Here is a 24,150-nt window from a genome sequence, read left to right on the forward strand (position 1 = left end):
ATTTGTATAGTCAAATGATTTATATAATATGATTTGTATAGATAAATGCTTGTCCATTTATAAAATGTCAGTATCTATGGAAAGTAAAAAGCCCCGACCTCCGAATTCAAAGATTCGGATGCCGAGGCACCTATTATCTCTTATTTACTTTTGCTGTTATTGTTCGAATAGGAATTTCCTTGACCTGAACCACGATTATTTCCGCCTCGACCTCCACGGCCACTGCGGCTTCCACCTCGCGAATCAGAATGTCTGCCCCCGTTTTTGTCGCCGAACCGTTTCTTGCCGGGGCCATTGCTCGGTCCGGTTTTTCCTTGGATAATTGTCGGTCGTGATTTTTTCTGACGCGGCTTCTGCGGTTTCATGCCCACAACTTCAAAGTCGACCGCATGTTCATCCAGATTAACAGCCAGCACACGAACTTCAATTTCGTCACCGATCCGGTACATATGACCGGTTCGCTCGCCCATCAGTGCCATATTCTCTTCACTGTAGTGATAATAATCATCGGTCAGATAACTGATATGGACAAGTCCTTCGATCGTGTTCGGTAATTCAACAAACAGTCCGAAGTTGGTGACACCACTGACCACACCATTAAATGTCTCTCCAACCTTGTCCTGCATATACTCAGCTTTCTTCAAGTCATCTGTATCACGTTCCGCTTCAACCGCATGCTGTTCGCATTCGGAGGTATGCTTCGCAATTTCCGGCATTTCACCTTTCCAGTAGGCCAATGTCTTCGGATCCGTTTTCTTCTCAAACAGATATTTGCGCAGAAGACGGTGAACCGTCAAATCCGGATAACGACGGATTGGCGATGTAAAGTGTGTGTAATATTCCGTTGACAAACCGAAGTGTCCCAAACATTTGTCATCATATTTTGCCTTGGCCATCGAGCGCAGCATCACGGTACTGATAACCGCTTCTTCCGGCTGCCCTTTTGCTTTTTCAAGCAAGGACTGCAGCGTACGCGGATGTACTTTATCCGGCGAACCGTGCAGCACATAGCCGAAGTTAACAACGAAATCAAAGAACTTTTCCAAACGTTCCGGGTTTGGTTCTTCGTGAACACGATAGATGAACGGTAGATGTAGCTTGTCTACATGCTCAGCAACCGTTTCGTTAGCCGCCAGCATGAAAGACTCGATTAAGCGCTCAGCAATCGTTCGTTCACGAACGACAACATCCACCGGCTTGCCTTGTTCATCGACAATAATCTTTGCTTCTGTGAAATCGAAGTCAATCGCGCCGCGATCTTGGCGATGCTTTTCAAGAATACCGGCTAGTTCTGCCATGAGATCAAAGAATGGAATCATGTCTTTATAACGTTCCAGCACTTCATCGTCTTCGCGTTTCAAAATCTTGCGCACATTGTTGTAGGTCATGCGTTCTGTCGAACGAATGACACTCGGGAAAATATCATGGCCGACAACAATGCCCTGCGGATTGATCTCCATCTCGCAACTGATCGTTAAACGGTCAACATGCGGATTCAAACTGCAGATTCCGTTCGACAGACGATGCGGAATCATTGGAATCACGCGGTCAACAAGATACACACTCGTTCCGCGTTCGTATGCTTCCGCATCCAGTGCTGATCCTTCTGTCACATAATAGCTGACGTCCGCAATATGTACGCCTAACTTATAGTTGCCGTTGTCCAAACGAGAGACCGTTACCGCATCATCCAAATCCTTGGAATCTTCACCATCGATTGTCACGATCGTCTCTTCACGTAAATCACGGCGGCCAATATAATCCTTCTCCGACAGTTCATCCGGAATCGCTTCAGCTTCGGATAGAACTTCCGGCGGATATTCAAGCGGCAAATCATGCTTGTAAATAATGGATAGTATATCGACACCGGGATCATTCTTATGACCGAGAATCTGAGTAACCATACCTTCAGCATTTTTGCGGCCTTCCGGATATTTCGTGATTTCAGCAACGACTTTATGGCCTTCCATTGCACCGTGTTCCGCATTTTCCGGAATAAAAATGTCTCCGGTAATTTTATTGTCGTCCGGAATGACAAAACCAAAATGCTTCCCGGCATTAAAGGTTCCGACGACCTTGGTGATTGCTCGCTCAAGAATTCGGATGACGGTACCTTCAGGACGTTCACCTGATGTTTTGTGAGACACACGAATAACAACCGTGTCTCCGTTCATAGCGCCGGCGAGATCGTTTGGGCTGACAAATACATCATCCAGTTTTTCGTCTTCTTCCGGAATAATAAATGCAAAGCCCTTAGCGTGTGCTTGTACACGGCCGGTCATTAAGCTCATTTTTTCAGGCAGACCGTAGCGATCCGAACGTGTACGGATCACAAGTCCCTGCTCTTCCATTTCATTCATTTCTTTCACAAAATTAGTGAAGTCCTCCGGCTGTTCTGCTCCAAAAGCAGCTTCCAGTTCTTTTAATGTCATCGGCCGGTAAGTTTCTTCTCGCATATAATTCAGGATTTTCTGAATGCGTTCTTCCGCCATGTCGTTAACCTCCCTATACTTAGGAAACAGACCAATCTAGGCTTTCAAGAAACGCATAGATATCCTTGTGCAGTTGCACTTTCTCTGTTCCTAACGTAATCACGTGTGTTGAATTTTCGTACCACTTTAATTGCTTGTTTGTAGAATGAATGGAATCATAATAATAGTGTGCGCTTTCCGGGTTAATCATTTCATCCTTTTGCGCCTGAATAATCAGAGCAGGAGCCGTAATTTTATGGCTTTCTTCCCTGACATTGTCAATCAGAGCGGATAATTGATCCAGAACAACCGGGATTCGACGTCTGAATTCTTGCAATTCGACGGTTATTTCTTCACCGCTTTTTCCTTGATACTGCTTGTACGTACGTGCGTATGCCGTCGTACCGGCAACCAAGCGGTCACGCATTGCGGAATAAGCCGGAGCGCACATTGGAATAATACCCTTCACTGAAAAAGTGTATCCACATTTGAGTGAAAATACCCCGCCTAATGAAAGACCGCAAACCGCAAATTCAGTATGCCCAGTTTGCTGCAAGTGTTCGACAGCACGGCAAACGTCCTGCCACCACTCTTTAGGTCCTGTTTTGAGTAATTCCTCCGGTGGTCCGCCATGACCGGAATAAATCGGTCCGCAGCATGTGTACCCGCGCTGATTCAAGTAGCGTCCGAGCTGCCGGACATCAATCGAATTGCCTGTAAATCCATGCAGCAACAGTACAGCACGCGGTCCGGATTCAAGGAAAAATGGCTTTGGACGTTTTAATTCCATCCTTCCCTCATCCCCTAAACAAAAGATCCGCTTTTGCCTTATTCCACACGTTCTCTATCCCTGTTTCACGCGAACTTTGCTTCTATAAAGAGTCAATCGCGATCAGCATGAATGAACAGCATATTGAAATGAAATAGGCATCTTCTTCCAAAATATATTATACGCTATATCTTCTGCCAGGTCTAAAGGAAACCGGAAGTTTTAGCCGGACAAGTCCGCATGGACGGTTCCCTTGTCAAGTTCGAATTAAAATAAAAACCGGAGTATCCGCTCCGGTTTTACTTACTGGCATTATTTAAAATAGTAGCCAATTAAAAACGCGCAGGCAAAAAAGACAATTGAGAAGAAAATCGTCAGCCTTTTAATGCCGACTTCAATGCCTCTCGCTTTTTGCTTGCTGAATAATTGTTCAGCTCCACCAGTAATTGCTTCGGACAACCCGTCGCCCTGACTTCTTTGAATCAAAACGAGTGCAATGACTACAACAGCTGAAATAATCATAACCGTTAATAAAAATGTATGCATCGATGTGTACCCCTTATCTTCGAATCAACGTTCATTCAGTCATTAGTTTTAATGTACCATACCGAAGTGCCAAGAGCAACCGGCCACGGATGATTTTTAACCGCGCAGATCAATCGTTCATTTGATCTGCAACCCTGTCCATTCTTCGCTGCTTCCGTTTATAAGTAATAGTCGCAACCGTCACGCAAATCTCATAGAGGAGTAAAAGTGGAATCGACATGACCGTATCGGAAACAAAATCCGGCGGCGACAACACGACGCCAATGACGATCAGCACAAAATAGGCAATTCTGCGCATTTTTTTCATAAGTATCGGCGTCAAGATACCTAAATTGGTCAAAAACACCACGATCACCGGCATTTCAAACAAAACTCCGAACGGTAAAACAACGTTAATCATAAATCGAAAATAGCGATCCGTTGTAAAAAGCACTTGGAACATATCGTCGTTCATGCCAAGAAGAAAATGAAGGATGTTCGGAAAAACAATTTCGTAGCCAAAGACGATTCCTCCTATAAAGAGCAAGAAAATCGCCGGTATGTAAGAAAGCGTCAATTTACGCTCGTTCTTACTTAAAGCCGGGGCTACAAACAGCCAAAGCTGCCACGCCGCAAACGGAATGGTTACAGCTATTGCAACAACGCCGGCGATCAAAAAATAGACGCTGACAATATCCGTCGGTCCGAGCACAGCCAACTTATTAGAGACACCCAGATCACTAACGAGCCAAAGATAGAAGTTTTTTGTAAAAAAAAGCATAGCGGCGGCGCTTAAGACAAAGACAACGAAAACAGAAATGATTCGTTTTCGCAGCTCATTGAAATGTTCAATGAGCGACATATTTTTTTCAGTCATCTGTTACCAGTTCCTTAACCCTTTTTTTCGTTGCTTGTCTTCTCCGCTTCGGTAATTATCGTTTTATTACGCTGATCCGATTGATCATCGCCAAGTCCTTGCGTTGCTTTTTTAAACTCCTTCAGCGTCTTTCCGAAAGATTTTCCAATCTCAGGAAGCTTTGACGGTCCGAAAATGACAAGCGCAATCACCAGAATGAGAATAAGACCGGGAATACCAATACCTGAAAAACCCATTAGACACACCTCTTTATTGTCAAATCTTCCATTTTTTCAAAGTGACTTACCTCACAATATTCATTTTGATCTTCGCACGATTACTGTTGATTCGTCAATTTTTTTGTTTCTTTATCAAGGCGACTTATGTTCAGAACCAAAACATGAGGATTTATTTAACAAAAAAAGAACAGGATCCATGAATGATGGATCCTGTTCTTTGACTAAAGATTCTTTAATTAGAATCGATCTTACTTAATGTTGTAGAATGAAGCATCGCCAAGGTATTCAGCAGAAGAAGCGAGATCGTCTTCGATTCTGATCAACTGGTTGTACTTAGCGATACGGTCAGTTCTTGCAAGAGAACCAGTCTTAATTTCGCCTGCATTCGTTGCAACAACGATATCAGCGATTGACGTATCTTCAGTTTCACCGGAACGGTGAGAAACAACTGCAGTGTAGCCAGCCTTTTGAGCCATTTGGATTGCGTTCAACGTTTCCGTCAGCGTACCAATTTGGTTAACCTTGATAAGGATCGAGTTGGCAACGCCAAGGTCGATACCTTTCTTCAGGTAGTCAGTGTTCGTTACAAACAGGTCGTCGCCGACGAGTTGAACTTTGTCACCAATTGCCTTGGTAAGTTTTTGCCAGCCTTCCCAATCGTTTTCATCGAGGCCGTCTTCGATCGAGATGATCGGATATTTTTCAACCAATTTGGTGTAGTATTCGATCATTTCGTCGGTCGTTCTTACAACGCCTTCGCCTTTGAAGTTGTACTTGCCGTCTTCGAACAATTCAGAAGAAGCTGGGTCGATTGCGAGCTTAACGTCAACGCCCGGTTTGTAACCTGCTTTTTCGATTGCTTCAAGAATCGTGTCAAGAACTTCTTCGTTGTTCTTAAGGTTAGGAGCAAAACCGCCTTCATCGCCGACAGCTGTCAGGTGACCCTTAGCAGAAAGAACCGATTTCAAAGCGTGATATACTTCAGCACCGATGCGAACAGCTTCCTTGATGGAATCTGCGCCTACAGGCATGATCATGAATTCCTGGAAGTCTACGCTGTTGTCAGCGTGCTTGCCGCCATTAAGGATGTTCATCATTGGTGTAGGAAGAACTTTAGAGTTTACGCCGCCGAGGTAACGGTAAAGCGGAACACCAAGTTCGTCTGCAGCAGCGTTAGCAGCAGCAAGAGATACACCAAGAATAGCGTTAGCGCCTAATTTGCCTTTGTTTTCCGTTCCGTCAAGATCGATCATTGCTTGGTCAAGAGCTACTTGGTCTTGAACTTCCATGCCGATTACTTCAGGAGCGATTAATTCGTTAACGTTCTTTACAGCTTTCAGAACGCCTTTGCCGCCGAAACGGCTCTTGTCGCCGTCACGCAATTCAACGGCTTCGTGTTCGCCGGTAGAAGCACCACTTGGAACAAGTGCGCGGCCTTTGCCGCCGTCTTCTGTATAAACTTCAACTTCAACAGTTGGGTTGCCGCGTGAGTCAAGAACTTCGCGACCGTAAACTTCAACGATTTGAGACATTCATATCTCTCCTTATCCTCATATAAATTTATACAGTACTTTGGTTATCGATCGTTATGTCCGGACGATAACGAACGACTTCAAACATCATTTTCAATAAAACTGATTTTGAATCAGCCTTTTACTGCATTAAGCAGTGCAAGGAATGATTCAGGCTGCAAGCTGGCACCGCCGACAAGTGCGCCGTCGATATCAGACTGAGCGAGCAATCCGGCGATTGTTGCCGGTTTTACGCTGCCGCCGTATTGAATTCTAACTTTTGCAGCGGTTGCTTCGTCATAAAGAGCTGCGATTGTTGTGCGGATATAAGCGCAAACTTCGTTAGCATCTTCATCCGAAGCAGATTTGCCTGTGCCGATCGCCCAGATTGGTTCATAAGCGACAACAACGTCAGAAGCCTGATCGCTTGGAACACCTGCAAATGCTTTTGTTACTTGGTTCTTGACAACGGATTGCCATTTGCCGCCTTCGCGTTCGTCTAGTGTTTCACCAACACAGACAATCGGAACGAGGTGATGTGCAAAGGATGCAAGCACCTTTTTGTTAACTGTTTCGTCCGTTTCAGCGAACATCGCTCTTCTTTCAGAGTGGCCGATGATCGTGTATTGAACACCTAGATCTTCAAGCATAACCGGGCTGACTTCACCGGTAAATGCACCGGATTCTTCAAAGTGAACATTCTCAGCACTGATTTTCAGATCTGAGCCCTTTGCGTCCGCAACAATGCGGTCCAAAGCGAGAAAAGGAGCGGCAACAACAGAATCAACGAGTTCAGCAGAAGGAACCTTGTCCTTAACTGCCTCAACAAATTCGTGTGCTTCCTTAACTGTTTTGTTCATCTTCCAGTTTCCGGCAATAATCGGTTTACGTGACATGAAAGAACACCTACCCTTTCTTGCGGTTATTTCTTAGTTATCTTGTCCTGATTATTCAGCGTCATCAAGGGCTGCAACGCCTGGAAGTACTTTGCCTTCCATGAGTTCAAGAGAAGCGCCGCCGCCGGTTGAAATGTGCGTCATTTTGTCTGCAAGATGGAATTTCTCAACAGCTGCTGCAGAATCGCCGCCGCCGATGATCGTTGTTGCATCAGTTGCTTCAGCAAGTGCTTTAGCAACTGCTTCAGTACCCTTAGCATAAGGTTCCATTTCGAAAATACCCATTGGTCCGTTCCAAACAACAAGTTTGGACTTTTTGATTGCGTCTGCATACAGAGCAACCGTCTTCGGTCCGATGTCTACGCCGAGCCAGCCTGCAGGCATTTTGTCGATATCGACAACGTCTTTGTTAGCTGTTTCGGAGAATTCATCAGCAATGACTGTATCAACAGGAGTCAAGAAATTAACACCTTTTTCTTTTGCAAGTGCAAGGAATTTCTTAGCGAGATCAAGTTTGTCTTTGTCGAGCAGAGACTTGCCGATTTCGTAGCCCTGTGCCTTAACAAACGTATAAGAAAGTCCGCCGCCGACGATTAAAGTATCTACTTTGTCAAGCAGATTTTCGATAACGCCGATTTTGTCGGTTACTTTCGCACCGCCAATGATGGCAGTGAACGGATGTTTCGGATTTTCGAGAGAAGCACCAAGAATCTTCAATTCCTTTTCGAGAAGGAAGCCTGCGACTGCAGGAAGATATTCAGCGATGCCTGCTGTTGATGCATGCGCACGGTGTGCAGAACCGAATGCGTCGTTGACGTAAACGTCTGCAAGCGCAGCGAATGCTTTTGCAAGTTCAGGATCGTTCTTCTTTTCGCCTTTTTCAAAACGAACGTTTTCAAGAAGAAGAACATCGCCTTCGTTTAATTTTGCAACAGCTGCATCAACTTCCGGTCCGACTACTTGGTCCGTTTTAGCAACTGGTTTGCCGAGCAATTCGCTCAAGCGTTTTGCGACAGGATCCATTTTGAAGGAATCCTTGTCTTCAGCCGTAGGACGGCCGAGGTGAGAAGCAAGAATAACTTTTGCACCGTTTTCGATCAAATAGTTGATGGTAGGGAGCGCCGCACGAATACGTGTGTCGTCCGTAACCGTCGTACCGCTAAGCGGAACATTGAAGTCGCAACGGCAGAAAACTTTCTTGCCTTTAACGTCAATGTCTTTAATGGTTTTCTTTGCCATGCCTAGACCCTCTTTCGCTATATTTCATCGGACACTGGGGCAAGGCTGCAGTCCGTGCCCACCGCCGATAAGAACAGTATTCATCAAAAAAGCGGAAACAACTAAGGTTTCCGCTATTCAAGTTCTATTCAAAAAGTTAGGCAATACTTATTTTGCAAGCTTTGCGAAGTATTCGAGCGTACGAACAAGTTGTGAAGTATAAGACATTTCGTTGTCATACCATGCAACAACCTGAACGAGTTGCTTGCCGTCTACGTCAAGAATCTTTGTTTGAGTTGCGTCAAACAGAGAGCCGTAAGTAATACCGATGACGTCAGAAGAAACGATTGGATCTTCGTTGTAGCCAAGAGTTTCGTTAGATGCAGCTTTGATCGATTCGTTGATTTCTTCTACAGTTGTGTTCTTAGCAAGCGTTGCGTAAAGCAGCGTTACAGAACCTGATTTAACTGGAACACGTTGAGCAGATCCGTCGAATTTGCCTTTCAATTCAGGGATAACAAGAGCAACGGCTGCAGCAGCACCTGAAGAAGCAGGTACGATGTTTTCAGCAGCGGCACGTGCACGACGAAGGTCGCCGCCTCTGTGCGGGCCGTCAAGAGTCATTTGGTCGCCTGTGTAAGCGTGAACCGTAGTCATCAAGCCTTTTTCGATGCCGAATTTGTCATTCAATACTTTAGCAACAGGAGCCAAAGAGTTCGTTGTGCAAGATGCACCGGAAATAACTGTTTCTGAGCCATCGAGTGAATCGTTGTTTACGTTGAATACGATTGTCTTCAGATCGCCCTTTGCAGGAGCAGAGATAACGACTTTCTTAGCGCCGCCCTTGATGTGTGCTTCAGCTTTTTCTTTCGAAGTGAAGAAGCCTGTGCATTCAAGAACGATGTCAACGCCGAGTTCGCCCCATGGCAATTCAGCAGGGTCACGTTGTGAGAGAACTTTTACTTTCTTGCCGTTAACTACGAAGTAGCCATCTTCTACTTTAACTTCGCCATTGAAACGGCCTTGAGTTGTATCATATTTCAGCAGGTTAGCGAGCATTGCTGGATCTGTAAGGTCGTTAACTGCAACAACTTCCAATTCTGGAACATCCTGAATTCTTCTGAAAGCAAGACGACCGATACGTCCGAAACCGTTAATACCAACTTTAACTGTCATGTTAATAATGACCTCCTAAATGGTTTGGAAATTTTTTAAAATCTCTTGTGCTGCCCCTTCATCCGTGATAAGCACGGAATCGGGACCTTTCTTAAAGTAAGCCTGAATTGCCTCAGCCTTAGACTTGCCCCCGGCCACGGCAATCACTGCGTGCGCGCCAAACAGATCTTCCCACTGCAATCCAATGGTCTGAACTTTGTGAATGACGCGACCCGTCTGATCAAAGAAATAGCCAAAAGCCTCGGCCACAGCATGTTCCGTGTCGACTCTTTTGAGAATTTCTTCACCGGAATGACGGCGGATTGCCATCGTTTTTGCATCACCAATGCCGTGCACGATGATGGTTGCACGACGGACGTGCTGCAGGACCCGATGAATACTGGGCTCTTCCATCAAGCTGTGATAGGACTCGTCACTGAGCTGATCGGGAACGTGGAGCAGATGATAGCGCCCTTCAGCTTTTTCCGCCATTTTAGCGCAGATCGTGTTCGCTTGATTTTCGACCTTCTCGCCAAGACCGCCTCTCGCCGATACAAACAGGAGATCCTGGTGCGCTCTTCTAAGCGGGTGCATCATTTCAGCAGCGGCTGCGAGCGTTGAGCCCCCGGTCACCGCAACAATGTTGACTTCACCTAGTGCGCGTTCGATTTCCTTGACGCAGGCCAGCCCCATCTCATTCTTGACAGTCGCGTACTGATCACTGTCGCCAGAGACAATGACAACTTTGGAAACGCCGAGAACTTCTTCCAGTTGCTTCTCCATGTTCTTCAATCCGGAAATATTCTTCATCACAGTGCCAAGAGCCTTAACAATGGCTTCTCCGTTTTCCGTCAGATACATGCCGCTTGACGCCATTTGGATAAGCCCTTGCTGGCTCAGGAACGTGACTTCGCCGCGCAGAACCCGCTCAGTCATGCCTAAATGAGATGACAAACTCCGTCTGCCGATCGGCTGAAGAAAATGAAGAGATTGAAGAATACGGTAGCGACTGGACATTATGTCTAAGACATCGGGGATCAGCCTTTTTTGAAGATCAAGCAAATGTTCCACAGCGTCCCCCTCGATCGACCTGTTCAGGTCTCAAAATGTCCCACACAGTCAATTTATGTCCCATCTGCTCCATGTTTCATGATAGCAACTTTCGCCATTGTTTACAAGCATAATCATGTAAATGTTTTGTATAGGCATTTCAATGACGCAGAATCGTCACATTATAAAAAATGTTGATTTAATGCGGCTTGTTAAATCGAAACTGTCTGCAAATTTTGAAAAATGTCACATCTGCACGATTGATTGCATGCTTGTCCGGATCTTCTCTTGCGGCTTTTTTGTCCATGTGAAGTATACCCTGTTTCGACAAAAGGAAACAAAGAAAGCGTTGTAAAATTTTACAACGCCAATCAAATTGGGACTCAACCAGTCCCAACATTTTTTAATTGTAGGCTGCTCTGCGTTCAATTGTCGATCCAATTCCACAGCTTGCCCTGTACTTCGCAACGACTCGTCTGGAACAGCGAATCCCTGATTTTTCAAGAAGCCGGGTAATATTCTGATCAGACAGCGGTTTTCTGCGATCTTCCATTTTGACCAGATGCTTAATTTCGTTTTGAATTTGAAAGGCAGATACGGTTCCGTGTTCCGCACGCACAGCACGGACAAAGAAATTTTTCATCGGAAGAACGCCGAAATTCGTTTGAACATATTTTCCGGCAGCTGCCCGACTGATTGTTGACTCATGGACCGAAAGCTGTTCGGCAGCTTGTTTCATGGTAAATGGAAGCAAACAATCCTGATCTCCACTCAAAAAGTAATTTTTTTGACGCTCCATCACCATCTGCGCAAGTTTCATCAGCGTCTGCCGACGCCGGGATACACCAGAGAGAAGCCAGTCAGCTTCATCAAACTTTTCGCGAAGATAACGTTTCGTTTCCGCATCCGCTGCCTCCATATAGCGCGTATAATCGTTCATATTTACAGAAATCGTCGGGAGATATTGATCCTCCAATTCGCAAACAAGTCCGCCGTCCCTTTTCGAAATGACGACATCAGGAACAATATATTGCGGCGGATCATCCTGAATCGTTGCCACAGGATTCGGATTCAGTTTACGAATTTGTTCAACAGCCGCATCAATATCGGCTTGTGCCACATCGAGTAAAGAAGCAAGTTCTGCCCAGTCTCCGGTCATAAAGCAGTCCCGATACTCAGTCAAGATTGTTTCCGCAAGCGTGCAGCGCCGATCGAGTCGGCGAAGCTGCAGACACAGGCATTCGATGAGCGAGCGGGCACCGACACCGGCAGGGTCCAAGGCTTGAACGGCCTCCAACGCTTCTTCCGGATCCGCATCAAACTTCCCGAACCGATCAAGAATGGCTTGCGGATCTTCATCAATGAATCCATTGTCATTTAATGAATCAATAAGGATATCGGCAGCATCCATGAGCATGTGATCAAGCCGTGTTTGATGCAGGTCTTGATGCAGCAGTTCACGAAAATCAACACGATTCGCCGCAGTTTCCTCGATCACGTCGGACGTGCTCTTCGCAGCACCGTCTATAGAATAGGACGAATAATCTCTGCGATCCTCGCGATCCTCGACATGCAGCAATGGATTTTCCAAAGCTTTTTCATGGAGCATCCGCGAAAGCTCTTCATTATTACATTGGAGCACGGTCATCGACTGGAATAGAGCCGGCGTCATTTTCAGTTTTAACGATTGCGTTTGAACGAGTGCCAATCCCATCTCGCTCACCTCCTTTACTATTATTATAGCAATTCATCAATAAAATGACTACGCTTTCATTGACGGAATTTGTCACATTTAATGATCATTTAGCGAACAATAGACCGCTCTAGACCAATCCACATAAATATAATGCACTATTTATGGGCTGCTTTTCATGATTCTGCAGTGCATCATTTCAGTCACGTAAACAGAAGGAAACCAAAAAAGGATACAGCGCTGTTCCGGCCGTATCCCTTCATCAATATTTTTGTTTAAAAATATTTCTTTTTCCAGAAGAATAATGCCGTAATCCCGGCAAGTCCCAGAGCAAGACTGATCGGAATCCAAAAAGCATGCGGTGCATGTTCCCATGGAATTGAGCCCACATTCATACCCCAGAAACTCGCCACCATCGTAGGGATCGAAAGCACAATCGTAACCGTGGTCAAAAATTTCATAACCACATTCACATTATTTGAAATCACGGAAGCGTACGCGTCCATCATGCCGCTTAAAATATTGCTGTGCACTTCCGACATTTCAATCGCCTGCTTAATCTCAATAATAACGTCTTCCAATAGATCCTGATCATCTTCATACATACGCAAGAAGCGTTGTTTGGTCATTTTTTCCATAACAATATTGTTTGATTTCAATGATGTTGTGAAATAAACCAGCGTTTTTTCAAGACTAAGCAAATCAAAAAGTTCTTTATTTCTCATTGATTCATGCAGTTCACGTTCGATCAGCGACGTTCTGCGATCAATGGTTTTCAAGTATTTGAGATAATAGCGTGCAATCGCATAGAGTATTTGCAGGGTAAAGCGTGTTTTCTTATAAGTAAAAAAGTTCCGGATACGATTATTAATAAAATCATCAATGATCGGATTACTCTGCAAACAAACGGTCACAAAATAATAAGGCGTAACAATAATGCCAAGCGGAATCGTATCATAAGGAGCTGAGTCGGATTCATCTTGGATCAGCACTGGAAAGTCAACGATGATCAGAACCGAATCGTCTTCCTTTTCAATACGAGAGCGTTCGTCATCATCCAGTGAGTCTCGGATAAAGTCCGATGGAATGCCGGTACCGTCCACAACCTTCTGCACTTCAAATTCGGATGGACGTGTCAAATTTATCCAGCATCCTTTAACCAGCTCTTCTTTTTTCACCAATTTGTCTTGCTCATCAGTTAAATAAATATCAATCATGATGCACCTCCTCTTAATTTAGAGGAAGCCTACACAGATATCTGTCCGCTGCCGTGATTTTGCCCAAGAGCGTCTGATGCCATATAAGCTTCCCCTGCCGATGACTGGGACCAGGCTTTGGACTCGAACTATCAGAACTCATCGAACAATCACTTCCTTCAGCGGAATTGTGTATTTGGCGCGCATCGGATTACGTGCGCGGTCGAATACCGCCACGTTCTATAATACATGGTGTGCCAAAAGAACACAAACTGATCGCAAACGTTACACAAAATATTTTTTCATCTTTTTAAGCGGACTAGAAAGAACGCGCAAAAGCGCCCGGTCCATACGTCCGCAGGATGCGGAGAATTTCCTTCTATTTCAGATTGGGCGATCAGCATCTTATGACGTCTATCGTCTAACCAACAAGGCAAAACGCTAAACGGTTTATACATAAATAGAAGCAACTTATATTTACATGTCCATTGGTGTCCAGCGCCCCTCAAGCGAGTCATGATGTTTCTTTACTTGGTAAAGAAAAAGAGCCCTTTGACAGGCTCTTCTTCATTAATAGTGCGGTAAATACCTTACTTCAGCAGTGCGGCTTTGGAAAACATGGTTTGCCGCATTGTACGTCATAGTGGCACTCATCACAAGTCTCCGACATCGTGTGTGGGTAGTAGTGCTGATGTTCGTAGATGTAATGAGTTTTTCTGATCGTGTGCAGTTGATGAATATGTTTCACAATGACTGGCTTGTAAATATGCTGAACATTGACGGTCTGCGGATCATAGACTGTACCGCCTTGTGTTGGCGGACAATGCAGCGTATTTTCAGTCGTTTTTCCTGCGGCAGCTCCCGGGGCTGTGCCAGCTCCGGCAACATTTCCATAGGGTGCATAACCACCTTTACCTTTCCCTTTACTTGGGAAGCCCATTGGTGCTGTTGAGCATTTGGAAGCCGGTTTAAATTCAGGTTTGTAAGCCGGCTTGTTTTCCGACTTATATTCATGTGTCGGACTTGGCATCGGGCTGACTGGGCCGGCATTGCCCCAATTTCCGATATTCCCCGTGTTGCTTACATTTCCGACGTTTCCCATATTGCCTGAAACAGGCTGATTTGAATAAGGTGAAACCTCCATAATTTTGCTCCTCCTCGTCAATTAAAGTACACTAATAACCTATGAGTCGAGGAAAGCCATTGCACTAATGAGAACACCTAATTTTAGTCGTTCCGCCTAAATTTGGGCAGATAACATGAGAAACTGTTGGTGTTGATCATCCTAAATTACCTCATTGATTTTTGAAAAACGCTTGCAAAAGCGAAGTAAATCACTTAGAATAGACAAATGTCAGCGAGAATTTTCTTACCTATGCGCTCGTAGCTCAGTGGATAGAGCAATGGTTTCCGGTACCATGTGTCGGGGGTTCGACTCCCTTCGAGCGCATCAAATGGTGCAGCAATCCGAACGCATCATACAGTAATTGTATTGACGGCACTTCTGAGAAACGCTCGGAAGTGCCCTTTTTATTCCATGAATGTGCTTGTACCGTATTGTCTATGAAATTTGTATCAAATTATAGGCAAAACTTTAGAAATAATTAAGACGAATATCTATAATTTGCTTTATGATTAACCAATAAAGTACAAATTGGTGTTTTCATTTTTCTTTGAATCATTAAAGAAAATTATGTTCCGCTTAAACGGGAATGAAAACAAATACTCAGAATAAAAAGGAGTCGTACACATTGACAAAAGTAACAGTAGGCGTTCTATTTGGAGGTCACTCGGCAGAATATAAAATCTCTCTGAAGTCTGCATACTCCATTATCACCAGCCTGGATACTGAAAAATACGAGTTGGTACTGATTGGCATAACGCAGGACGGTTCATGGAAAAGATATACAGGCCAGGTAGATGCCATTCCTTCGGATACTTGGAGTGAACAAAATTGTGTGCCTGCATGGATTTTACCGGATAAAAAATTGCATGGATTGATTGAACAGCATCATGATCAGCTTATTCGCACACATCTTGATGTCGTTTTCCCCGTTTTGCATGGTAAAAACGGAGAAGACGGAACCATTCAGGGCCTCCTTGAACTATCTGGAATTCCCTATGTCGGTTGTAATGTGCTGAGTTCTTCAATGGGCATGGATAAGGATATTTCACACCGTATCGTGAAGGACGCAGGCTTCCGTGTTCCTGAAACAGTTTCCATCACCGGGAAGTCCTCAAAGGAACAGTTAGAGAAAATTAGTGTCGGCTTGAGTTACCCGGTTTTCGTCAAACCGGCAAACGGCGGTTCTTCGTTCGGCGTCACTAAGGTTGCTGATTCTGCCGGTCTTTTAGCGGCAGTTGTTGATGCTCAGAACTACGACAGCAAAATCTGTATTGAAGAAGGAATCGACGGCTGTGAAGTGGGCTGCTCCATCTTAGGAAACGGGGACGACTTGACAGTCGGCGAAGTTGATCAGATTGTTCTGTCTCACGGTTTCTTCCGCATTCATCAGGAATCACATCCGGAAACAGATTCCGAGAATTCAACGATTCGCGTCCCAGCCGATGTTTCATCAGACGTTGAGGCACGTATCAAGCAAACCGCTAAAGCAATTTATAGTGCGCTGGGATGTACAGGATTAACACGTGTCGACATGTTCCTTACACCTGATCATGAAGTTGTCTTTAATGAAATAAATACAATGCCCGGATTCACCAGCTACAGCCGCTATCCGCGAATGATGAAAGCTGCCGGCATCAGCCTGACCCAAGTTACGGATACGGCCATTCAATTAGCACTCCAAAGCAAATAATTGAAACCTTGAGAGCTGATAACTATTATTGGCTCTGAAGTTTGCGCTTTCTGCACTCAGTTTGTCATTATAGGAGAGATCCACTGCCTCAACTTCATGAAAAGCTGAGCAGTGGATCGTTAAATTTGACCTATATTGACCTTTAATGTATCATGGATGTTGGTAATGGGAAAAATAACTTTCTTCAATGGAAAAAGGGGGTTCGTTCAATGCCTTTAATACCAACAGTCATTGAGCAGACAAACCGCGGCGAACGCGCGTATGACATCTACTCACGCTTATTGAAAGACCGTATCATTATGCTTGGAACAGCAATTGACGACAATGTAGCTAATGCGGTTGTCGCACAGCTGCTTTTCCTGGCAGCAGAAGATTCGGAGAAAGATATTTCGCTTTACATCAATAGCCCCGGCGGATCAATTACCGCAGGAATGGCCATTTTTGATACAATGCAGTTTATTAAACCAAAGGTATCAACCATTTGCATTGGTATGGCCGCTTCAATGGGCAGCTTCCTCTTAACTGCAGGCGAAATCGGTAAGCGTTACGCACTGCCGAATAGCGAAATTATGATTCACCAGCCGCTTGGCGGCATGCAGGGTCAGGCGTCAGATATGGAAATTCACGCAAAGCGGATCATTTCTATTCGTGAAAAGTTGAATCATATCTATGCTGAACGTACCGGTCAGCCTTACGAAGTGATTGCTCGTGATACGGATCGTGACAATTTCATGTCCGCAGAAGAAGCGAAGAAGTATGGTTTGATTGACGATATTATGGTTTCAGCAAAATAATTGACCATAAAGAAAAGCCGGAGCATCTGCTCCGGCTTTTCTTATTGTCTTTTAGTAAGCGTTATCATTTGTTTTCAATAAAAGAAGCCAGCGTCTCAAGCGCCATACGTTCATCCTCACCCTCAGCGGTCAGAATGAGCTGCTCACCGCGAGCCGGTGCCATGCTCATGACACCCATGATGCTCTTCACATTTGCTACGTGCCCGTCTTTTTCAAGCGTTATAGCTGCCTGATAAAGGTTGGCATTCTGCACAAATAGAGCGGCTGGCCGCGCCTGAAGGCCATTTTCCAGCCCGATGATCACTTTCTTAGTCAGCATGTTGTCCATTCCTCCTTTCATAAAAATGAAGGCGCACAACCATTTATTGGCCCTGTCGAATCCGATTGGCAATCGCGTCGATTTTTCGGAAGCGATGGTTAATCCCAGATTTGCTGATTGGCTCACCATTAACCATTTCTCCAAGCTCTTTCAGCGTAATGTCCGGATTTTTCAACCGAATCTCAGCAATTTCCCGCAATTTATCCGGCAATTCTTCCAACCCGATACTCTTCTCAATCAACCGGATATTTTCCATCTGTCTCATCGCAGCGGAGACCGTTTTATTCAAGTTCGCCGTCTCACAATTGACAAGCCGGTTCACTGAATTACGCATGTCCTTGACAATACGGATATCCTCAAAATAAAACAGAGCTTTGTTTGCGCCGATAATGCTCAGAAAATCGGTGATCTTTTCGCCCTCTTTCATATAAATGATGTATCCGTTCTTTCTCGGCAAGATCTTAACATTAAGATTGAACGTATTCATCAGTTTAGCCAAAGAATACGTATGTTCTTCATAATTCGAAAAAATTTCTAAGTGATATGAGGATTCCGGATGGTTCAGTGAACCACCTGCCAAGAATGATCCACGCAGATAGGAACGTTTGCAGCAGTCGCTCTCAATTAATTCTGGGGCAATTTCACGGGTAAACTGTCCTCCGTCATCAATGATTCTCAAATCTTCCAGGAACGGACGCGCCGTTTCTTTCAGACGAACAATATAAACATTATTTTTCTTCAGCCGCATCTTTCTCCGTACCAGGATCTCGATTTGATAATGGTACGCTTGTTTAATCAGTCGGAAAATCCGTCGAGAAATTGCTGCATTCTCTGTTGCGATATCCAATTCAATTCTCTTGTTACGAATTGAGATGAAGCCATTCATTCGTGTCAGCGCAGCAAGCTCCGCACGCGCGCAGCAGTCATCTACCTCGAGCATCGTCAATTCTTTTTTGGTTTCGGCGGCAAATGACATGCCAATCCCTCCAAACCTTACACTTTTTTCTCCGTAAATAAAGACATCAGCATACGGCCGACGACTTCTTCATCATGACGTACAACGCCTCCGGCAGTCTTGATCAGCGGCGCATGAATGACATCAATGCCTAGATCATTCAGTTGCTCCCAATCAATCTGCACCGGCTCTGATTCTTCAGCTGCGTAACGCTTCAGCAAGTCGACTTTAATGGGCCGGCTGTTCACAATAATTGTATCGATAAAAGGATGTGCGACATGGCGATGAATGGCCTTAATATGTTCAGATGCCGTAAAATGGTCGGTTTCCCCCTTTTGCGTCATGACATTACACACATACACTTTTCTGGCCTTCGAACGCGCAATTTCATCGGCGAGTTCCGGTACAAGCAAATTAGGGATCACGCTCGTATAAAGACTGCCGGGTCCGAACGTAATTAAATCCGCGTCACGAATCGCTCGGACGCTTTCCGGGAGCGGCTGAATATCCGCCGGCTTTAAGAAAACACGTTCAATCCGTTTGTTCACTTCGGGAATATGCGATTCTCCTTCCACGATACTGCCGTCGCTCATCACTGCACCGAGTGCAATCATTTGATCCGCCGCAGGCAGCACCTGGCCGTGAACATTGAGAATTCGGCTTAATTCGCGCACACCTTTGACAAAATCACCGGTTATCGATGTCAGCGCGGCAATCAGCAGGTTTCCTAAGGAATGGCCGTTTAATCCACTGTCTGTTTTGAACCGATGCTGAAGCAATTGTTCGAACATCGGTTCAATATCTGATAGCGAAACAAGTACATTGCGGATATCGCCGGGCGGAGGAATCTGCAGCTCATTTCTCAGCTTTCCGCTGCTGCCGCCGTCGTCCGCAACAGTCACAATCGCAGTGATATCCACCGGGTACTTCTTCAAACCGCGAAGCACCGCCGGAAGCCCTGTGCCCCCGCCGATCGCAACGACTTTTTTTCGATCTGTCATTCGATTATTTTCCTCTCTCAATATCCCGGTGCGACACATTCGTCGGGAAATCTCCGGAAAGTTTTTTGGCAATCCACTCGGTCAAGGCGACTGATCGATGTTTGCCGCCTGTGCAGCCGATCGCAATAACCAGCTGCCCTTTGCCTTCACGTTTGTACTGTGGAATCATGAATTGAAGCAGATCCATCAGCTTCTTCAAAAATTGCTTCGTCTCCGACCATTTCAGCACGTACTCAGAAATATCAGTATCAAGTCCAGTCCGCTCACGCATATGCTTCACGTAGTAAGGATTGGGCAGAAAACGTACATCAAAAACGAGATCAGCATCGATGGGAAGCCCGTATTTAAAACCAAAGGACAGCAAATTAACGCGGAATGTCTCCGTTTCGCTGGCAAATTCCTGAACGATGCGATCGCGTAATTCTCTTGGTTTCATGTCTGTTGTGTTTATATAATATTGGGCGAGTCCTTTAACTTCTTCAAGTTTTTTTCGTTCGGCGCGAATACCGTCAATCGGCCGGCTTTTCGGAGACAGCGGATGTGAGCGGCGTGTCTCCTTGTAGCGATGAACTAGTGCATCATCCTTCGCATCGAGAAAAAGAATCTTCGGCCTGACTTTCTCGGATTTGCTGAATGCATCCAGTGATGCGAAAAGCGAATCGAAAAAAGTTCTGCCGCGAAGATCCATGACTAATGCTAGTTTATTCAGTTTTTCCGAATCTGAATCTTCAATTAAGTCAATGAACTTTGGAAGCAAAGTCGGCGGCAAATTATCGATGCAGAAGTAACCCAAGTCCTCAAAAATACGGGTCGCAACTGTCTTTCCCGCGCCCGACATTCCGGTTATGATCACTACTTGAATATCTTTCATCCTGCATCCGTCCCCACCGATCAATTTTTCACCTGTGACGCAACACCTGCATCAAGGCATTCTTTCATCTTTAGTATACTCGAAAAAGAAGCATTCAGAAAGATAAACGATAATCAGCAGACGTGCGTTTATGAAAAATGCGATGCGTATTGGCAACTATTTTCCTTGCCCGGAAGCGACAAAGCGCAGAGAAATAAGGCAAAAAAAGCAGCACCGCCATATTGCGATGCCACTAAATGTTTATATAAAAAGGGGGGTCAATTTCATACTTTAATCATATCGTGTTTTCATTTCATAATGATTACATGATGATTAAACACTTATGAAATTACGCCCAATGATTCATCTAAAGAATCATGACTAAAGACGCACAGGCCTTATTTGACTGCCGAAGCATCCTTCAGCTTCTCAACATATTTCTGTGCATTTTCTGCCGCAATGCTGCCGTCTCCGGTCGCTGTCACAATTTGGCGCAGCTCCTTTTGGCGCACGTCGCCTGCCGCGAAAATACCTGGAATACTGGTCTCCATCTTTTCGTTCGTCACGATATAACCCTCATCGTCAAGAATGCCTAAATCGCTCACAGCACCAGTCAGCGGATTCATACCGACATAAATAAACACACCGTCTACTGGAAAATCGGTTTCTTCTCCGGTTTTCTTATTCTTCAGCGTCAGGCTGGCTACCTTGCCGTCCGCACCATTGATCTTCGTGCAAATGGTATCCCAAATAAAGTCAACTTTTTCATTATTGAATGCACGGTTCTGAAGAATCTTCTGTGCGCGCAGCTGGTCGCGCCTGTGAACGATTGTTACCTTGGATGCAAAACGTGTCAGATAAGTTCCCTCTTCAACCGCAGAATCACCGCCGCCAATCACCGCCAGTTTCTTCTCCTTGAAGAATGCGCCATCGCACACCGCGCAATAGGACACGCCGCGGCCAGCGAATTCTTTTTCGCCGGGAACGCCAAGCTTGCGATATTCAGCACCCGTCGTTACGATGACCGTCCGCGCCTTGTATTGCTTGCTTCCGCAATCAATAGTTTTGACATCCGAACCATCCTCGATTTTCTTAATATCGCCATACGCATACTCTGCTCCAAATTTTTTCGCATGCTCAAACATCTTGTTTGACAGATCCGGTCCGAGAATCGATTCAAAACCGGGATAGTTCTCGACTGCTTCCGTATTCGCCATCTGACCACCTGGAATTCCGCGTTCAATCATCAACACTGACATATTCGCTCTCGCCGCATACACGGCGGCCGTCATTCCGGCCGGCCCTGCCCCCGCAATAATGACATCATAAATTTTCTGTTCTTCAGCCAACGTCAATCCATTCCTTCCATAGCAAATTTGCTAGTCTTCTTTATAATTATTATTATCTACTGATCTGATAATTCTATGCTAAAGAATGGCGCGACCAAAGTCCAGAAAATTGCTCATACGTAAAAACACTTGATTCGTATCAATCATCATCCCACTGTTTTTCAAGCGCAATTGATAATTCCTGAATATGTTTTCGCAATCGATACAGTGTCGTACCTGCTTCCATCGCAATGTCCTTCTGAGCAGCCGGTTTGCCGAACTCCTTCTTCCACAAATAAATCAAAGCAGCAGCCCAGCCCTTGATGTCCTCCTCACGGATATGCGCGAACGAATCGACAACGGCCCAGAAACTGTAAAGCTCCGGATGCTTTAACGTCTCTTTGCAGCCTCCTGCTAACCGCTCAACCTCGCGCATGACTTGCATACTTAGGTCGCGCACGCCGCTGTCCATTTCTTCAACCAGCCTGCGTGCATGACCCATGATTTCCGGATCTGTGCCTTTCTTCGCCACATCCAGAAGCAGAGAACGATCATGACACCGCGCAGCATAGAAAAGAGAAAAAATTTGAAACGATTTTACGTCTTCCCATGCTTCTTTTCGAATGAGCTCCCGAACCATGAAGTTCTTTTCCGCCCCTGGTTCGAACATCATGTCCTGAATCTTGCTGTACTTAAACGGGTGGAAGGGCTTATCACTGAAAAAGTCAACACGTCTCCAGTTCTGCTTAGCCGCCTCTTCATCGCCGCAATGATAAGCAGAAAGTGCCATCCAGAAGTAAAAAACCTGATCACGCCGTGCGCCTCGCTTTTCCGCAATGCGCAACCAGTAGTAAGCCCGCTTGTAATTGCCGATAAAAAGATAGGTTGAGCCGAGTTTTCCGCAATGCTCCGGGTAAAGCGGATAGATCAAATCAAGACGTGCAACCACTTTCTCCAGCCCGGATTTATCGTGCAATTGATAGTAAAAAGTCGCTAAATTACACAAAGCATGAATATTTCCCGGATCCTTTTCCAAAACGCGGCATGCAGTGGCAAGCGCATTTTCCTGATCATCCATAGAAAAATAGGCGATTGAAAGATTATTCTGTGCCGCAAGAAAATCCGGCTCGTCCTCAATCACTTGTTTAAAGTAATGGATTGCTTCGTCAAAATGGCCGTGTTCCAGTGCCAGACGACCGCGTTCATGAACCGTAACATAGGCAGATTCATCTTCATCCAATTCTTTCATTTCTGAGTTCAGCATTTGAAACAATTCCTGAGCCTCATGCTTAAATGTTCCGTTCGGTTCCAAAGTCAAATAGATTTGAACTTCATCTAGTGCCTCTTGAAATTCCCCAAGATAGGCATAATTATTTGCTATAAAAAAATAACAATCGGTCATTTTCGAATCAAGTTCATAAACCACTTTTTTTAGTAAGCGAATTGATGATTCATAGTTTTCCAGCTCAGCAAGAATCTCAGCTTGCTGGCAAAGGTATTCGACATCATTCGGTTTGAATTTGATTGCGCGCTCCATATATTTGCTGGCGCGTTCAAGATCGCCTTTTTCAAAACAAGCGATCCCTTTCTGATAAAAAAAGTCACCGTCACAATGAAAATCGATGACGCGTGCTTTTTTCGTGCAGTTTCTCTCCTCCATAAAATCCTTTTGCCCCCGTGCCTCTTTTTCCAATCCCAAATAATTATAGCATAACTGCTCTCGCCATTTTTGAAAAGCCTTTGCCAATTACAGTTTACCTGCCGACATGTAAAAACAACCGTCTCTTGGCGGTTGTTCTAGAAACTCTTAATTCAGATTGTTACTTCTGTACTCCGTACGATACTGAGCAAATCCTTCATGTTATTCAATAAATAATCCGGGTTCAATCGTTCCAGCATCGTCCGCCCTTTGAGTGACCAACCGACTGCCGCGGTGCGAACATGTGCATTTTCTCCTGCCAGGATATCGGCCGGGCTGTCACCAACCATAATAGTTGTTTCCTTCTGTGCGGCCAAGTCGTTCATCGCGCGTACTACAGGTTCAGGATCTGGCTTGAGCCGCGTAACATCATTGCTCGTAATTACCGTTTCGAAGAAATCAGCCATTCGGGTCAAATGGAGACCGCGCTCCACCATATCTCGCGTTTTGGTTGAAACAACGCCGAGTTTGCAGCCATCTTCTTTCAACACGGTCAAGGTTTCGCGCACGTAGGGAAACTCCTTGACAAGCCTGTCATGGAATCGGCTGTTATGATCGCGGTACATGGAAATCATTTCATTTGTCAGCTTCGGACTAATCCGGTTAAAGCTTGTCTCCAAGGATTCACCGATAAACGGGATCAGATCTTTCCGTGTAAATTTTCCTGGATAATAGTGGTCCAGTGTATATTGAAAAGAAGTCAGGATTAAATTATTTGTATCAATCAGTGTTCCGTCCAAATCAAATAAAACCGTCTTTATCAAATTGCTCATCTCCCCAAAAGAAAACTCAACTAAGTGTTAATGAAT

Annotated in this window: 23 protein-coding genes and 1 tRNA gene; 4 read left to right on the top strand and 20 right to left on the bottom strand. The window is 45.1% G+C overall.

The window, feature by feature from the left end:
- Positions 1 to 140: 140 nt before the first annotated feature.
- The 10 genes from rnr to AC1MBV_RS04150 form a co-directional block, all read right to left on the bottom strand.
- Positions 141 to 2,492 (bottom strand): ribonuclease R, encoded by a 2,352-nt coding sequence (gene rnr / locus AC1MBV_RS04105; protein ID WP_255746702.1) that lies wholly within the window; start codon positions 2,490 to 2,492, stop codon positions 141 to 143.
- Positions 2,493 to 2,511: 19 nt separating this feature from the next.
- A complete protein-coding gene (locus tag AC1MBV_RS04110; RefSeq protein WP_255746700.1) occupies positions 2,512 to 3,261 on the bottom strand; it encodes an alpha/beta hydrolase in 750 nt (249 codons plus the stop codon).
- Positions 3,262 to 3,552: 291 nt separating this feature from the next.
- Positions 3,553 to 3,786 (bottom strand): preprotein translocase subunit SecG, encoded by a 234-nt coding sequence (secG, locus tag AC1MBV_RS04115; protein ID WP_255746698.1) that lies wholly within the window; start codon positions 3,784 to 3,786, stop codon positions 3,553 to 3,555.
- Between the two features lie 109 nt (positions 3,787 to 3,895).
- The gene (gene tatC, locus AC1MBV_RS04120) at positions 3,896 to 4,642 is read right to left on the bottom strand and encodes a twin-arginine translocase subunit TatC (protein WP_255746696.1); all 747 of its coding nucleotides are present in this window, start codon (positions 4,640 to 4,642) and stop codon (positions 3,896 to 3,898) included.
- Positions 4,643 to 4,656: 14 nt separating this feature from the next.
- Entirely contained in the window at positions 4,657 to 4,878 is a 222-nt protein-coding gene (locus tag AC1MBV_RS04125; protein WP_480947576.1) for a twin-arginine translocase TatA/TatE family subunit, read from the bottom strand.
- Positions 4,879 to 5,108: 230 nt separating this feature from the next.
- Positions 5,109 to 6,392 carry a phosphopyruvate hydratase gene (gene eno / locus AC1MBV_RS04130; protein ID WP_255746692.1) on the bottom strand — a complete coding sequence of 428 codons (1,284 nt, stop codon included), beginning with the start codon at positions 6,390 to 6,392 and terminating at the stop codon, positions 5,109 to 5,111.
- Positions 6,393 to 6,505: 113 nt separating this feature from the next.
- Entirely contained in the window at positions 6,506 to 7,267 is a 762-nt protein-coding gene (gene tpiA, locus AC1MBV_RS04135; protein ID WP_255746690.1) for a triose-phosphate isomerase, read from the bottom strand.
- Between the two features lie 51 nt (positions 7,268 to 7,318).
- A complete protein-coding gene (locus tag AC1MBV_RS04140; RefSeq protein WP_255746688.1) occupies positions 7,319 to 8,506 on the bottom strand; it encodes a phosphoglycerate kinase in 1,188 nt (395 codons plus the stop codon).
- Between the two features lie 147 nt (positions 8,507 to 8,653).
- Positions 8,654 to 9,661, bottom strand: a complete 1,008-nt coding sequence (gene gap, locus AC1MBV_RS04145; protein WP_255746685.1) for a type I glyceraldehyde-3-phosphate dehydrogenase — start codon at positions 9,659 to 9,661, stop codon at positions 8,654 to 8,656.
- A 15-nt stretch (positions 9,662 to 9,676) separates the two neighbouring features.
- On the bottom strand, positions 9,677 to 10,711 hold the full coding sequence (locus AC1MBV_RS04150) for a sugar-binding transcriptional regulator (protein ID WP_255746683.1): 1,035 nt from the start codon (positions 10,709 to 10,711) through the stop codon (positions 9,677 to 9,679).
- Positions 10,712 to 10,892: 181 nt separating this feature from the next.
- Here AC1MBV_RS04150 and AC1MBV_RS04155 point away from each other — a divergent pair, with 181 nt between their 5' ends.
- Positions 10,893 to 11,045, top strand: a complete 153-nt coding sequence (locus AC1MBV_RS04155; RefSeq protein WP_480947577.1) for a hypothetical protein — start codon at positions 10,893 to 10,895, stop codon at positions 11,043 to 11,045.
- 48 nt (positions 11,046 to 11,093) lie between these two features.
- Here AC1MBV_RS04155 and rpoN read toward each other — a convergent pair whose 3' ends face one another.
- The 3 genes from rpoN to AC1MBV_RS04170 form a co-directional block, all read right to left on the bottom strand.
- Positions 11,094 to 12,404 (bottom strand): RNA polymerase factor sigma-54, encoded by a 1,311-nt coding sequence (rpoN, locus tag AC1MBV_RS04160; RefSeq protein ID WP_480947578.1) that lies wholly within the window; start codon positions 12,402 to 12,404, stop codon positions 11,094 to 11,096.
- Positions 12,405 to 12,658: 254 nt separating this feature from the next.
- Positions 12,659 to 13,600 carry a magnesium transporter CorA family protein gene (locus AC1MBV_RS04165; RefSeq protein ID WP_480947579.1) on the bottom strand — a complete coding sequence of 314 codons (942 nt, stop codon included), beginning with the start codon at positions 13,598 to 13,600 and terminating at the stop codon, positions 12,659 to 12,661.
- 574 nt (positions 13,601 to 14,174) lie between these two features.
- The gene (locus tag AC1MBV_RS04170) at positions 14,175 to 14,723 is read right to left on the bottom strand and encodes a CotD family spore coat protein (RefSeq protein ID WP_480947580.1); all 549 of its coding nucleotides are present in this window, start codon (positions 14,721 to 14,723) and stop codon (positions 14,175 to 14,177) included.
- Between the two features lie 233 nt (positions 14,724 to 14,956).
- On the opposite strand from AC1MBV_RS04170, the gene AC1MBV_RS04175 reads away from it, so the two are divergent.
- The 3 genes from AC1MBV_RS04175 (at position 14,957) to clpP (ending at position 17,189) form a co-directional block, all read left to right on the top strand.
- A tRNA-Arg gene (locus AC1MBV_RS04175) sits at positions 14,957 to 15,029 on the top strand.
- Positions 15,030 to 15,330: 301 nt separating this feature from the next.
- On the top strand, positions 15,331 to 16,395 hold the full coding sequence (locus AC1MBV_RS04180; RefSeq protein WP_255746675.1) for a D-alanine--D-alanine ligase family protein: 1,065 nt from the start codon (positions 15,331 to 15,333) through the stop codon (positions 16,393 to 16,395).
- Between the two features lie 209 nt (positions 16,396 to 16,604).
- The gene (clpP, locus tag AC1MBV_RS04185; RefSeq protein WP_255746674.1) at positions 16,605 to 17,189 is read left to right on the top strand and encodes an ATP-dependent Clp endopeptidase proteolytic subunit ClpP; all 585 of its coding nucleotides are present in this window, start codon (positions 16,605 to 16,607) and stop codon (positions 17,187 to 17,189) included.
- A gap of 64 nt (positions 17,190 to 17,253) precedes the next feature.
- Here the strand turns inward: clpP and AC1MBV_RS04190 are convergent, their stop codons facing one another.
- From AC1MBV_RS04190 to ppaX, 7 genes are all read right to left on the bottom strand, one after another.
- Positions 17,254 to 17,508 carry an HPr family phosphocarrier protein gene (locus AC1MBV_RS04190; RefSeq protein ID WP_255746672.1) on the bottom strand — a complete coding sequence of 85 codons (255 nt, stop codon included), beginning with the start codon at positions 17,506 to 17,508 and terminating at the stop codon, positions 17,254 to 17,256.
- A 43-nt stretch (positions 17,509 to 17,551) separates the two neighbouring features.
- Positions 17,552 to 18,484 (bottom strand): DNA-binding protein WhiA, encoded by a 933-nt coding sequence (gene whiA, locus AC1MBV_RS04195; protein ID WP_255746671.1) that lies wholly within the window; start codon positions 18,482 to 18,484, stop codon positions 17,552 to 17,554.
- 17 nt (positions 18,485 to 18,501) lie between these two features.
- A complete protein-coding gene (locus AC1MBV_RS04200; RefSeq protein WP_255746669.1) occupies positions 18,502 to 19,464 on the bottom strand; it encodes a gluconeogenesis factor YvcK family protein in 963 nt (320 codons plus the stop codon).
- 4 nt (positions 19,465 to 19,468) lie between these two features.
- Positions 19,469 to 20,335, bottom strand: coding sequence for an RNase adapter RapZ (rapZ, locus tag AC1MBV_RS04205; RefSeq protein WP_255746668.1), 867 nt, complete (start codon positions 20,333 to 20,335; stop codon positions 19,469 to 19,471).
- A 377-nt stretch (positions 20,336 to 20,712) separates the two neighbouring features.
- Positions 20,713 to 21,663 carry a thioredoxin-disulfide reductase gene (gene trxB, locus AC1MBV_RS04210; RefSeq protein ID WP_255746667.1) on the bottom strand — a complete coding sequence of 317 codons (951 nt, stop codon included), beginning with the start codon at positions 21,661 to 21,663 and terminating at the stop codon, positions 20,713 to 20,715.
- 139 nt (positions 21,664 to 21,802) lie between these two features.
- Entirely contained in the window at positions 21,803 to 23,389 is a 1,587-nt protein-coding gene (locus AC1MBV_RS04215) for a tetratricopeptide repeat protein (RefSeq protein ID WP_255746665.1), read from the bottom strand.
- 65 nt (positions 23,390 to 23,454) lie between these two features.
- Positions 23,455 to 24,105, bottom strand: a complete 651-nt coding sequence (gene ppaX / locus AC1MBV_RS04220) for a pyrophosphatase PpaX (RefSeq protein ID WP_480947581.1) — start codon at positions 24,103 to 24,105, stop codon at positions 23,455 to 23,457.
- Between the last annotated feature and the right edge of the window lie 45 nt (positions 24,106 to 24,150).

The sequence above is a fragment of the Sporolactobacillus sp. PKPK-6 genome, assembly GCF_056678885.1.